Genomic DNA, 12,325 nt, shown 5'->3' on the forward strand with positions numbered 1-12,325 from the left:
CGTCGTCATGGCCGGGTACAAGAACCCGGCCACCGCGTTCACCCAGACAGATCAGGCGTTTCCCAGCGCGGCGGAGCGAAGATCACATTGGCACCACCTGGACGACCGGCTGAAAGGCTTCGAGATGGTCGTGGCGTCCTCCAACAACAAGGCGGTTGAGAACGCTAGCGCCGAACTCCCGCGCTTGAAGCCATCGCCGCCGACGCGCCCGATCTGCGATATCTGGAAGTCGATCTCCGACGTGGTGCTCGAACGCGGGACCTTGGGGGATGATTGCCGCCGTCCTCGGAAACTCGTCCAACCGGTATCAGTTTTCACAGGCCTTCTGGGCGTGATGAAGAGAACGGTCTGTCGACATACCTGAACCACGTCGCCGGCATCCCGCAGTTCGCGGTCGAGCCTCAGCCGGACGGGCAGCCGGTCAAGAGGCCGAGACGAGTCATTGCGGCTGAGCGCCCGCCGTCTGGTCAGAAGGGAGGCACTGGCCCGTTGGGAGAAGGCGCGCGCATCCTTCGACGATGCGTTGAACACGGCCCAACACCCAGGCCAGGGGTTACAGAAAGTTCACGGGGAACTGTTGAAGCTCTCCGCGATGGCGGTTGGTGATCTCGAAGGCCCGGGCTGAGTTGCCGGAGCTCGAGCGCGAACTGCACGAAACGGAGTCCCGGATCCGGGACGCAGGCCGAAACCGTGCGGGCCGGGGCTGCGCTTCAGAGCGCGTCGATGCCCTGGCTGCGCATAAGGTGCGTGCGCGCGCCCCGGCTTCTTTGCCAGACCTCTCGGGACTCGGGCCGTAAGGATTGGCGTGATGAGCATCACCGCAGAACGCAGCAGCAGCGTTCCTGCCAACGCATGTCGAGGAGCGCCAGGCGCGCTCCGAATCTGAAGCGGAATGGGCATCGCCAGGACGGAGCTTCTTGAAAAGAAGAAGGAGGAGCTGGCGCAGCACGAAGCCTGCATCAGTCTCTGAGCGAAGAAGTCTCCAGGATGTGGAAGCCAGCTGGCGGCGCCGGTGCTCGACGCAGCATTCTTCGGCCGCGCACAGCGACATCCAGACCTCCAGCCTTTGGTACGAGCGGGCACAGCATATTGAGCGCGATCGCGTGTTCGGAGAAGGCGATGGCGCTCCACCGCGCGTTCATGGACTGCGGCCGGATCCTGCGGCAGACCTTCGATCTTCTGGAATCCTTCGGCACGCGCTCGCCGGCACCCCTCAAAAGATCGCCTATCGCAGACCTGCGGTCTTCGTTCTTCCTCGTCGTGCCGGTTGTCTCGACGACCTTCGCTTCCGTGCACCGGATGTTCTCGCGCCTCAAATCTGAAACGCTCGGCTGGCTGCTGGTCGATGAGGCGGGACAGGCCGTACGGGCAAGAAGCCGTTGGAGCGCTCATGCGCTCAAAACGGACCATTGTCGTCGGTGATCCCCTTCAGATCGAGCCGGTGGTCACACTGCCGAACAGCCTGACGGAGGAGATCTTGCCTGTTCTTCGGTGTAGACCCTCTACCGCCAATGCACCTGAAGCCCGGTGCAGGTGGTCGCTGATCGGGCCAGCCCCTACTGTGCGCGCTCGACAGGGAGCGGCTATCGGGATGTGGGAGCGCTGCTTCACCAGGCGCTGTGACAGTCCCGCATGTTCGATATCTCGAACGAAATTGCCTTATTCCAATCTGATGGTGCAGGCGAAACAGCATGCAACTGTAACCTGCCACTTCGGGCCGCTCATGCTGGATCGACGTGGTGGGCAAACCCGGCCCGGACAAATGGTGAGGATGAGGCGGCCAGACTGATCGATCCCCTGAGGACGCCAGCAAGCGGCGCCGAGGCCACCTCTATGTCGTCACACCTTTGTCATTGGTGTGCAGACAATCTGAGCATGAAGCGCCTCGTCACCAGCCGCGTTCTCGATGGCTGGGTCAGAAGGACCCCAATCGTGGGTATGGGATCAGCGTCGGCACGGTGCACATCACCAGGGGCGGGAAGCGGACCGTCTTCTTTGTGCTCAGCCCAAGGGCCACCGCAACGAGGCGCGAGTGGCCATGGGGAGACCTGTCTGGTCAACGTGGCAGTCACACGGGCCCAGTCTGCGCTCTATGTGATCGGCACCGTGAATTGTGGAGAGCGGTTGGGGTGTTCGCGGCACTGGACCGCTCGTTGGCATAGAAGGCACACGAATCGCTCTAATATTGATATAGAGAGGCATTCGTAATTGGCAAGAAAGCAGCAGAATTTATTCTCACAATATTTTTTGAAGACACTTATTGCCCTCGGTGACAAACATCACCTTTGGTTGTTTCGACGAGGCAATCTGGAAGGGGATAACTGCACCGGTTACCGTGATCCTCGGTTGATATGAAAGTCCGTCACCAGAGACGGACAATGCGGAAGAGCAGGTCACATGCCTTCCCCAAAATGAGGACCCCGTGCAATTGCGCAACTGTAATTTATACGCGCTGCCGTATGTGGTCGGCCGACTACGTCGCCCCTACCGCCCGAAGATCGAGCCCAGCAGCCCGCGCATGACCTGCCTGCCGATCTGGCTGCCGGCGCTGCGGGCCAGGGACTTGGCGAAGGCTTCGCCGACGGACTGGCGGTTGGAGGCGCGGGCGGGCTTGGCGCCCCAGCCGTCGTCGTCGCCGGCGTGGCGGCGGGCCTGGCGGCCGTAGCTGTACTGGCGTTCGGGCGGCGCGTTGCGTGCCGCGGGCCGGTCGGGGGCGCGGTCGCCTGGGCGGTCGGGCTGGCGCTCGCGCGGGCGGAAGCGTCGTCGTCCCTGCCGTCGTCGCTGTCGCCGCCCCTGAAGCCGCCTGCGTCCCCGGCCCGGTCGCCGTTCCTGTCGCCATTCCGGCGCCGGCCGGGCCGCGCGGGGCGAGGCCCAGCCGCCGTCGGCGCGCACGGCGGCGGGGCGGTTGATCGGCCCGTCGCCGGCGGCACCCGGCCGGTCGGCGCCGCGCCGCCGCCGGCCGCGCTCGATCGCCTGCGCCATAGCGCCGGGCGCCCTGCCCGCCGCCACCCGGGCCACCCGCACCCTGCCCGCCCGGGGCATCGAGCCAGCCGTCGGCACGGCCCTCGGCGCGGCGCTGCAGCAGCTCGTAGGCGGAGGTGCGGTCGATCTCGGTCCGGTACTTGGCTCCGAGCCCGCTGGCGGCGATCGCGGCACCGCGCTCCTCCGCGCTGAGCGGGCCCATGCGCGAGGCCGGCGGGCGGATCAGGGTGCGGTGCACCACCGAGGGGATGCCCTTCTCGATCAGGGTCGAGACCAGCGCCTCGCCGATGCCGAGCTCGGGGATCACGTCGGCGGCGCTGAACGCCGGGTTCTGGCGGAAGGTGTCGCCGACCGCGGCGATCGCCTTCTTGTCGCGCGGGGTGAAGGCGCGCAGCGCGTGCTGGAAGCGGTTGCCGAGCTGGCCCAGCACCTCGTCGGGAATGTCGAGCGGGCTCTGGGTGCAGAAATAGACGCCGACGCCCTTGGAGCGGATCAGGCGGACCAGCATCTCGATCTTGTCGACCAGCGCCTTCGGCGCGTCCTCGAACAGCATGTGCGCCTCGTCGAAGAAGAACACGAGCTTCGGCTTGGCGGGGTCGCCCACCTCCGGCAGCTGCTCGAACAGCTCCGACAGCAGCCACAGCAGGAAGGTGCTGTAGAGCTTGGGATGGGTCATCAGCGCGTTGGCGGCGAGGATGTTCACCGTGCCGCGGCCGGCCGCGTCGAGGCGCATGAAGTCGGCGAGGTCGAGCGCCGGCTCGCCGAAGAAGCGGTCGGCGCCCTGCGCCTCCAGGCTCAACAGCGCGCGCTGGATGGTGCCGACCGTGGTGCGGCTGACATTGCCGTAGCTGGCGCTGATCTCGCGGAAATTGTCGGCCAGGAAGGCCAGCACGGCGCGCAGGTCCTTCAGGTCGAGGATCATCAGCCCCTGCTCGTCGGCCACCTTGAAGGCAATGTCGAGCACGCCGGCCTGGGTGTCGTTCAGCTCCATCAGGCGGGCGAGCAGCAGCGGCCCCATCTCGCTGATGGTGGTGCGGATCGGCAGGCCCTCGGCGCCGAACAGGTCCCAGATCGCCACCGGCGCGCCGGCCATCTCATAGCGGTCGAGCCCGATGGTGCGCGCCCGCTTGAGCAGGAAGTCCTTCGGCTCGCCCGGCGCGGCGATGCCGCTGAGGTCGCCCTTCATGTCGGGCGCGAACACCGGCACGCCGGCATCGGCAAAGCCCTGGGCCAGGATCTGCAGGGTCACCGTCTTGCCGGTGCCGGTGGCACCGGTAATCAGGCCATGTCGATTTGCGTATTTCAGGTGTAGATACTGCGGCTCGTCTCCCGCACCCACGAAAATCGCGTCATCGACCACGGTTCGATTTCCCTTCGCACTAGCCCGCCCAGGTATTTCGCGATACCAAGTGCGGCACCGGCCCATCCGCATCCGGGCAAGCAGTATGCGGCGATGCGCTGGCCGGTCAACACGGGCCTGCGCCCCCCGGCACACCCAGGCCCGGCAACAATGTCACGGCGGAGGGAACCCGAATGAGCTACAGCATCCTCGACATCGAAGGCATCGGGCCGGCCAACGGCAAGAAGCTGAAGGCGGCCGGCATCGCCACCACCGCGGCGCTGCTGAAGCGCTGCGGCAGCGCGAAGGGCCGCAAGGAAGCGGCCGGCGCCACCGGCTTCTCCGAGGCGCAGCTGCTGAAGTGGGCCAACATGGCCGACCTGATGCGGGTGCGCGGCGTCGGCGAGGAATATTCCGAACTGCTCGAGGCCGCCGGCGTCGACACGGTCAAGGAACTGCGCAACCGCAAGGCCGAGAACCTGGCCGCCCGCATGGGCGAGGTCAACGCCGCCAAGAAGCTGGTCCGCCAGCTGCCCTCCGTCAAACAGGTCACCCGCTGGGTCGAGCACGCCAAGACCCTGGATCCCGCCATCAGTCACTGACCGGCGCGGCGGCCGCGCCGCCCGCCGTCCGCCCGGATCTGCCCGGCCGGCGCCGTCGCCGGCGGCGCGACCCTGTGCCGGTTGCGCCGCGCGGCACCGGCCGCCCATAGTCGCGGGCGATGGAAAGCGACATCCTGCGGGTGCTGGGCGGCGTCGGGCTGTTCCTGTTCGGCATGGTGGTGCTGACCGACGGGCTGCGCCGGCTGGCCGGCCACGCCCTGCGCCAGGCGCTCGCCCGCTTCACCACCAGCCCGGTCACCGGCGCCGCCACCGGCGCGCTGACCACCGCGGTGATCCAGTCGTCGAGCGCGACCACGGTGACCGCGATCGGCTTCGTCGGCGCCGGCCTGCTGACCTTCCCGCAGGCGCTCGGCATCGTGCTCGGCGCCAATGTCGGCACCACGGTGACCGGCTGGCTGGTGGCGCTGGTCGGCTTCAAGCTGAAGATCGGCGTCGCGGTGCTGCCGCTGGTGCTGGTCGGCGTGCTGATGACCATCTTCGGCCGCAACCGGCTGAACCATGCCGGCTGGGCGCTGGCCGGCTTCGGCATGCTGTTCCTGGGCATCGACGCGATCCAGGGCGGCATGGCCCGGTTCGAGGGGCTGGTGACGCCGGCCGACTTCCCGTCCCCGGACCTGTTCGGCCGGCTGCAGCTGGTGCTGATCGGCATCGCCGTCACCATCGTCACCCAGTCGTCCAGCGCCGGCGTGGCCACCGCGCTGGTCGCGCTGGGCGCCGGCGCCATCACCTTCGACCAGGCCGCCGCGCTGGTGATCGGCATGGACGTCGGCACCACCAGCACGGCGGCGCTGGCCACCGTCGGCGGCTCCACCGCCACCCGGCGCACCGGCTATGCCCACGTCATCTTCAACCTGATGATCGGCACCGGCGCCTTCTTCCTGCTCGGCCCGGTCGCCGATGCGGTACGCGGCTGGGTCGCCGCCGACGGCGCCGGCAACGCGCAGATCGCGGTGGTCGCCTTCCACACCGCGATGAATCTGGTCGGCGTGCTGCTGGTTCTGCCGGTGGCCGGGCCGTTCGCGCGGCTGGTGATGCGGCTGGTGCCCGAGCGCGGGCCGCCGCTGATCCACCGGCTCGACGACCGCGTGCTGCACGACCCCGCCGCCGCGGTCGACGCGCTGGCCGCCACCATCCGCGACCTCGCCTTCGCGCTGTTCGGCCATCTGGCCCACGCGCTGAACCCGGCCTGGCGCGGCCAGGTGCCCACCGTCACCCTGCGCCGGCTGGCCGACGACCTGGAGGCGACCCGCGGCTTCGCCGAGCGCATCCGCACCGACCAGCGGCTGCCGCGGGCGCTGCGCCGCCACGTCGCCGCGATGCACGCGCTCGACCACCTGCACCGGCTGCTGCATCGGCTCGGCCAGACCGAGCGGATCGTCGCCACCGGCGGCGACGCGCGGTTGCGCCGGCTGGCCGACGTGACCCGGCGGGTGGTCGCCGCGCTGACGCCCGACGGCGACCCCAAGCGTGCCGACCGCCGGCTCGACCGGCTGCGCCGGCTGCTGCGCGACCAGCGCCGCGGCTTCCGCGAGCGCACCCTGGTGCTGGCGGCCGAGCAGCGGCTGGACGCCGAGACCGCGGTGCTGCGGCTGGACAGCATCCGCTGGCTGCACCGGGCGGCCTATCACGTCTGGCGCATCGTGCATCACCTGCGGCTGGCGGAGGAGCAGGCCGCGCCGGAGCCGGCCGCGCCCGCCGTGGAGACCGAGGCGGAGGAGGACTAGGACGGCGGCATTGCCCATTTCGCAGGCAGTGCCCGGCCCCGCGGCAGGATGGCCGGAAACCGCGGCATCCGGCCCGGCCCGCCGCCGCGCACGCCCGGCGCGCCGCCGTCATCCTGCTGGCCGGGGGCGGCGCTCTGTGTTCAAATACCGGGCAGGGCCCGCCGTCGAATCCACGTCGTGACGGCGCCGGGCCTGCGGTCGGCCGCGCGATGTCCCGCAAGGATGCGTGGCCTGCTTTTTGCTGAATCTGGGTCGCGAAGAGCCTGGGGGGAGAACAATGGCGCTGCAAGAAGTCCCGGTCATCGACATCGCGCCGTTCTACGACGGCGGTGCCGAGGGCCGGCAGAGGGTTGGGCGTGCGATCGACCGCGCCTGCACCGACATCGGATTCCTCACGATCGTCGGGCACAGGGTTCCGGACGACCTGGTCCGGCACACCTACGACGTGTCGAAGCAGTTCTTCGACCTGCCGCTGGACGAGAAGATGCGGGTCAAGCGGCCGACGCCCGAGCAGGTGCGCGGCTACAGCCCGCTGTGCGACGAGGGCCTGTCCTATTCGCTGGACGAGCCGACGCCGGGCGACCTGAAGGAATCGCTGACCGTCGGCCCGGTCGACGTGCCGGCCGACGACCCCTATTTCCACGGCCCCGAGGCCGGCCCCCATTTCGCGCCGAACCTGTGGCCGGCGCGGCCGGCCGACCTGAAGGACACCTGGATCGCCTATTTCCGGGCGATGGAACGGCTTTCGGCCGACCTGATGACAATGTTCGCGATCGGGCTCGGCCTGCCGGACACGTTCTTCGACAAGCTGATCGACCGCCACATCAGCATGTTCCGGGTGCTGAACTATCCCGACCAGCCGAACCCGCCGGAGAAGAACCAGCTGCGCGCCGGCGCGCATTCCGACTATGGCAGCCTGACCATCGTGCGCCAGGAGAACGCACCCGGCGGCCTGCAGGTGCGCAACAAGGCCGGCGAGTGGGTGCCGGTGGAGCCGGTCGAGGGCGGCTTCGTCGTCAACATCGGCGACCTGATGATGGAATGGACCAACGACAAGTGGATCTCGACCATGCACCGCGTGGTCAATCCGCCGCGCGACAAGGCGCTGGGCAGCCGGCGCCAGTCGCTGGTGTTCTTCCACCAGCCGAACTACGACGCGCTGGTCGAGGTGCTGCCCGGCTGCCACGACGCCGCCAACCCGCCGAAGTACGAGCCGATCACCTCCGGCCAGCACCTCTACAACAAGTTCGTCAAGCAGACGACCTTCGGCGCCGGCATGTGAGCATGGCGCATCTGTCCTACGTCAACGTGTTCGCGGCCGACATCGTCGCGCTGTCGCAGTTCTACATGGACGTGTTCGGCTTCAAGGAGGTCGAGGCGATCCGCTCGCCGATCTTCCGCGGGATCGACGCCGGCAAGGTATGCATCGGCTTCAACGCCCACGATGCATACGACCTGCTCAAGCTCGACGCCTATCGCGACACCGCCGGCGTCAAGTTCCTGCTCAACATCGACGTCGACGGCACCGCGGCGGTCGACCGCATCACCGAGGCCGCGGTCGGCCGCGGCGCGACGCTGATCAAGGCGCCCTACAAGACCTACTACAACTGGTATCAGTCGGTGCTGCTCGACCCGGAGGGCAACGTGTTCCGGGTCAATCACATGCTGCCGGAGGGCTGACCGGACAGCGGCCGCGCGCCGGCAAATGTCATCCCCGGGGCCTGTCCCGGGGATCTCCACGGGACGGAGCGCGGACGGCAAGAGATCCCCGGGTCACGCCCGGGGACGACGAAACAAGAGAGAGGGGAACGGGGATGAGGACTTGGATGCTGGCGGCGACTGCCGCCGCGACGATGACGCTGGCGGCCGGCGGCGCGTCGGCGATGGGGCTGACCGAGGAGCCGAAGGTCGCGTTCATCTACATCGCGCCGGTCGGCGACCTGGGCTGGACCTACATGCACGACCAGTCGCGGCTGGCGGTGGAGGAGCGGCTCGGCATCGAGACCGCGTTCACCGAGAGCATTCCGGAGGTCACCACCGACGTCCGCAACGTCATCGACCGCTATGTCTCGCGCGGCTACAACGTGATCGTCGGCACCGCCTACGGCTATTCCGACGCCTTCCTGCAGGCGGCCGAGGAATATCCCGACGTGGTGTTCATGAACGCGGCCGGCACCACCTCGGCGGCGAACCTGACCTCCTATTACGGGCGCAGCTACGAGGGCATGTACCTGGCCGGCATGGCCGCCGGCGCGGTGACCGAGACCAACAAGCTCGGCTTCGTCGCCGCCTATCCGCTCGGCCTGGTGCTGTGGAACGTCAACGCCTTCGCGCTGGGCGCGCAGCGGGTGAACCCGGATGCCGAGGTCATCGTCAGCTTCACCAACACCTGGTACGACCCGGTGCTGGAGGAGGAGACCGCGCAGGCGCTGATCGAGCAGGGCGTCGACGTGATCGGCCAGCACCAGGACACGCCCGGGCCGCAGATCGCCGCGGAGAAGGCCGGCATCCACTCGGTCGGCTACAACGCCGACATGTCCGGCTCGGCGCCGACGGCGCACATCATGGCCTCCACCTTCGACTGGGGCGACTTCGTGGTGCCTGCGATACAAGCGGCCCAGGAAGGCACATTCGAGGGCGGCTTCAGCTTCACCGGGCTCGACACCGGCGTGGTCGACATCTCCGCCTTCACCGGCGACGCGGTGCCGGAGGACGTGCGCGCGCAGATTCTCGACGTGAAGCAGCAGATCGCCTCCGGCGCGTTCCACCCCTTCACCGGGCCGATCCGCGACAACGCCGGCACGGTGGTGGTCGAGGACGGCGTCGTGATGGACGACGGCGCGCTGTGGGGCATGAACTTCCTGGTCGAAGGCGTGATCGGCGCGCTGCCCGAATAGGACCGCCGCAAATCCGCAGCCGCCCGTCGCCGATGCCCTGCCGGCCGTGACCCACGCGCTCGAACTGGCCGCGGTCAGCAAGGCGTTCGACGGGCGGATGGCGCTCGATTGCGCCGAATTCGCCGCCCGCTGGGGCGAGGTCCATGCCCTGCTCGGCGAGAACGGCGCCGGCAAGTCGACGCTGATGACCATCGCCTGCGGCCTCTATGCGCCCGACGGCGGCGATCTCGTCATCGACGGGCAGCAGTGCACGCTGCGCGGGCCCGCCGATGCCGCTGCCCGCGGCATCGGCATGGTCCACCAGCACTTCAAGCTGGTGCCGGCTTTCACGGTGCTGGAAAACGTGCGCCTGACCTGCGCGCGCCGGTTCCGCGGCCAGCCGGCCGGCGCCCTGCGCAAGGCGCTGGTCGAGTTGGCGGCCAAGGCCGACCTGCCGGTGCATCCCAGCGCGCGGGTCGCCGAGCTTTCGATCGCCGAGCGGCAGCGGGTGGAGATCCTGCGCACGCTGCTGCTGGGCGCCCGCATCCTGATCCTCGACGAGCCGACCGCGGTGCTGACCGACCAGGAGGCGGAGAGCCTGCTGCGCACCGCGCGCGGGCTGGCGGCGCAGGGCGCCTGCGTCGTGCTGATCAGCCACAAGCTGAACGAGGTCAAGGCCCACGCCGACCGGGTGACGGTGATGCGCGCCGGCAGGACGGTGGCCCGCGACCTCGACGCCCGCAGCCTCGACGTGCCGGCGCTGGCCCGGCTGATGGTCGGCGAGGCGCTGCCGCCGCCGCCGCGCCATGTCGCCCATGTCGGCGCCGTCGCCTTCTCGGTGGCCGATCTCAGGGTGGCGCGGGCCGACGGCGCGCCGGCGGTCAACGGCCTCAGCTTCGACGTGCGCGCCGGCGAGATCTACGGCCTTGCCGGCGTCGGCGGCAACGGCCAGACCGAGCTGGCCGAGGCGGTGTGCGGCCTGCTGCCGGTGGCAGCCGGACGCATCCGGCTGGCCGGGTCCGATGTCGCCGGGCGCGCCCCGGCCCGGCTGCGCCGCGCCGGCCTGCGCGCGATCCCGGCCGACCGCTACCGCCGGGCGCTGGCCGCCGACCTCGACGTCGCCGAGAACTACGCGCTGACCGGGCTCGGCAGCGGCCGCTTCGGGCCGGCGCTGTGGGCATCGCACCGGGCGATGACGCGCATGGCCGAGCAGGCGGTCGCCGCGTTCGACGTGCGCGGGGCCGCGCCGTCGACCCCGGCGCGGCTGCTGTCCGGCGGCAACGCGCAGAAGCTGGTGCTGGCCCGCGAGCTGGACAGCGACTGCGCGCTGATCGTCGCCCATTCGCCCACCCGCGGACTGGACGTGCGTGCCTGTGCCGACGTGCACGAGCGCCTGCGCCAGGCGCGCGACCGCGGCACCGCCGTGCTGCTGATCAGCGAGGACCTGGACGAGATCCTGGCGCTGGCCGACCGCATCGGCGTGATCTCCCGCGGCCGGCTGACCGGCGAGTTCGCGCCGCCGTTCGCGCGCGCCGACATCGGCCATGCGATGGTCGGCCATGCGTGAGGCGCCGGGCCACAGGTCCCAGCCGCCGTCCCTGCGAGGTGCGGAGCGACGCGGCAATCCGGGGCCGGGCCGCCCGGGATTGCCACGCCGCCTGCCGGCCGCTCGCAGTGACGCTGGAACAGGGGTCGCGTACGGCGTGGACAGCGGGGACCGGGGCCGATGAGCGGGCTGACGCTGACGCCGCGGCGCAACGTCACCGGGCTGCACAGCGCGGCGGCGCTGGCCGGCGGCCTGGCCTTCGGGCTCGCCGTCTCGTTCGTGCTGCTGCTGGCCAACGGCATCGCGGTGCAGGAGGTGATCGACGAGTTCGTCTCGTTCGTGTTCTTCAGCGACGCCGGACTGGCCTCGGTCGCGGTCGAGGCGACGCCGCTGGTGCTGGCCGGGCTGGCCGGCGCGGTGGCGCTGAAAGTGCGCTTCTGGAACATCGGCATCGAGGGTCAGCTGTGGCTGGGCGCGGTCGGCGCCACCGCGGTCGCGCTGTACGACATCGGACCGGAATGGCTGCGGCTGCCGCTGATGGCGGCCGGCGCGATGGCCGGCGGTGCGCTGTGGATCGCCCTGCCCGGCCTGTTCCGCATGCGCTTCGGCGTCAGCGAGATCATCTCGACCCTGCTGCTGAACTACGTCGCCCTGCTGCTGGTGCAGCACCTGGTGTTCGGCGCCTGGAAGGACCCGCAGCAGAACTTCCCCTACACCGCCGGCTTCGACCCGGCCGAGCAGCTGGCCCGGCTGGGCTGGGGCAAGACCCACGCCGGCCTGGTCATCGCCCTGGTCGCCGTGCTGGCGGTGTGGCTGATCGCCGAGCGCTCGCGTTGGGGCGCCTACATGCGCGCGGTCGGCGCCAACCGCGACGTGGCGCGGGCGACCGGCGTGCCGGTGCTGGCCACCGTGGTGCTGGCGATCGCGCTGTCCGGCGCGCTGGCCGGTCTGGCCGGGTTCTCCGTCGCCGCCGGCGAGGAGCACCGGCTGACCCAGCACCTGGGCGTCGGCTACGGCTTCAGCGGCATCCTGATCGCCTTCCTGGCCCGCTTCCGTGCCTTCGGCGTGCTGATCGCGGCCGTGCTGGTGGCCGAGCTCTATGTCGCCGGCGAAAGCCTGCAGCAGTTCTACCAGCTGCCCGCCGCGCTGATCGAGCTGATCCAGGCGATCATCCTGTTCAGCGTGGTCGGCGCCGAGTTCTTCGCGCGTTACCGGCTGCACCGGGGCTGACGGTC

The 12,325-nt window shown here is 69.7% G+C and carries 10 protein-coding genes and 1 pseudogene; 9 read left to right on the top strand and 2 right to left on the bottom strand.

Annotated elements, in window-relative coordinates:
• Window positions 1-7: 7 nt before the first annotated feature.
• The gene (locus R3F55_24175; protein MEZ5670473.1) at window positions 8-364 is read left to right on the top strand and encodes a hypothetical protein; all 357 of its coding nucleotides are present in this window, start codon (window positions 8-10) and stop codon (window positions 362-364) included.
• 725 nt (window positions 365-1,089) lie between these two features.
• Complete coding sequence (locus R3F55_24180; protein ID MEZ5670474.1) at window positions 1,090-1,422, top strand: hypothetical protein; 333 nt, start codon at window positions 1,090-1,092, stop codon at window positions 1,420-1,422.
• Between the two features lie 1,062 nt (window positions 1,423-2,484).
• Here R3F55_24180 and R3F55_24185 read toward each other — a convergent pair.
• The gene (locus R3F55_24185) at window positions 2,485-3,042 is read right to left on the bottom strand and encodes a helicase HerA-like domain-containing protein (protein ID MEZ5670475.1); all 558 of its coding nucleotides are present in this window, start codon (window positions 3,040-3,042) and stop codon (window positions 2,485-2,487) included.
• A 22-nt stretch (window positions 3,043-3,064) separates the two neighbouring features.
• Window positions 3,065-4,342 (bottom strand): annotated as a pseudogene (locus R3F55_24190) (helicase HerA-like domain-containing protein).
• Window positions 4,343-4,515: 173 nt separating this feature from the next.
• On the opposite strand from R3F55_24190, the gene R3F55_24195 reads away from it, so the two are divergent.
• From R3F55_24195 to R3F55_24225, 7 genes are all read left to right on the top strand, one after another.
• Entirely contained in the window at window positions 4,516-4,923 is a 408-nt protein-coding gene (locus R3F55_24195; GenBank protein MEZ5670476.1) for a DUF4332 domain-containing protein, read from the top strand.
• 119 nt (window positions 4,924-5,042) lie between these two features.
• The gene (locus R3F55_24200; GenBank protein ID MEZ5670477.1) at window positions 5,043-6,668 is read left to right on the top strand and encodes a Na/Pi symporter; all 1,626 of its coding nucleotides are present in this window, start codon (window positions 5,043-5,045) and stop codon (window positions 6,666-6,668) included.
• Between the two features lie 277 nt (window positions 6,669-6,945).
• The gene (locus tag R3F55_24205) at window positions 6,946-7,950 is read left to right on the top strand and encodes a 2-oxoglutarate and iron-dependent oxygenase domain-containing protein (protein ID MEZ5670478.1); all 1,005 of its coding nucleotides are present in this window, start codon (window positions 6,946-6,948) and stop codon (window positions 7,948-7,950) included.
• Window positions 7,951-7,952: 2 nt separating this feature from the next.
• Window positions 7,953-8,348 carry a VOC family protein gene (locus tag R3F55_24210; protein ID MEZ5670479.1) on the top strand — a complete coding sequence of 132 codons (396 nt, stop codon included), beginning with the start codon at window positions 7,953-7,955 and terminating at the stop codon, window positions 8,346-8,348.
• 146 nt (window positions 8,349-8,494) lie between these two features.
• Window positions 8,495-9,565 (top strand): BMP family ABC transporter substrate-binding protein, encoded by a 1,071-nt coding sequence (locus R3F55_24215; protein MEZ5670480.1) that lies wholly within the window; start codon window positions 8,495-8,497, stop codon window positions 9,563-9,565.
• A 97-nt stretch (window positions 9,566-9,662) separates the two neighbouring features.
• On the top strand, window positions 9,663-11,111 hold the full coding sequence (locus R3F55_24220; protein MEZ5670481.1) for an ABC transporter ATP-binding protein: 1,449 nt from the start codon (window positions 9,663-9,665) through the stop codon (window positions 11,109-11,111).
• 159 nt (window positions 11,112-11,270) lie between these two features.
• Window positions 11,271-12,320: an ABC transporter permease gene (locus R3F55_24225; protein ID MEZ5670482.1), complete on the top strand. Its 1,050-nt coding sequence runs from the start codon at window positions 11,271-11,273 to the stop codon at window positions 12,318-12,320.
• Window positions 12,321-12,325: the final 5 nt, after the last annotated feature.

The organism is Alphaproteobacteria bacterium, assembly GCA_041396705.1.
GTDB lineage: Bacteria > Pseudomonadota > Alphaproteobacteria > CALKHQ01 > CALKHQ01 > CALKHQ01.

Bases quoted from the DNA above. Each gene is read 5' to 3' on its own strand.
- R3F55_24175 (MEZ5670473.1), top strand. From the start codon at position 8: ATGGCCGGGTACAAGAACCCGGCCACCGCGTTCACCCAGACAGATCAG.
- R3F55_24185 (MEZ5670475.1), bottom strand. From the start codon at position 3,042: ATGCCCCGGGCGGGCAGGGTGCGGGTGGCCCGGGTGGCGGCGGGCAGG.
- R3F55_24195 (MEZ5670476.1), top strand. From the start codon at position 4,516: ATGAGCTACAGCATCCTCGACATCGAAGGCATCGGGCCGGCCAACGGC.
- R3F55_24200 (MEZ5670477.1), top strand. From the start codon at position 5,043: ATGGAAAGCGACATCCTGCGGGTGCTGGGCGGCGTCGGGCTGTTCCTG.
- R3F55_24205 (MEZ5670478.1), top strand. From the start codon at position 6,946: ATGGCGCTGCAAGAAGTCCCGGTCATCGACATCGCGCCGTTCTACGAC.
- R3F55_24210 (MEZ5670479.1), top strand. From the start codon at position 7,953: ATGGCGCATCTGTCCTACGTCAACGTGTTCGCGGCCGACATCGTCGCG.
- R3F55_24215 (MEZ5670480.1), top strand. From the start codon at position 8,495: ATGCTGGCGGCGACTGCCGCCGCGACGATGACGCTGGCGGCCGGCGGC.
- R3F55_24220 (MEZ5670481.1), top strand. From the start codon at position 9,663: ATGGCGCTCGATTGCGCCGAATTCGCCGCCCGCTGGGGCGAGGTCCAT.
- R3F55_24225 (MEZ5670482.1), top strand. From the start codon at position 11,271: ATGAGCGGGCTGACGCTGACGCCGCGGCGCAACGTCACCGGGCTGCAC.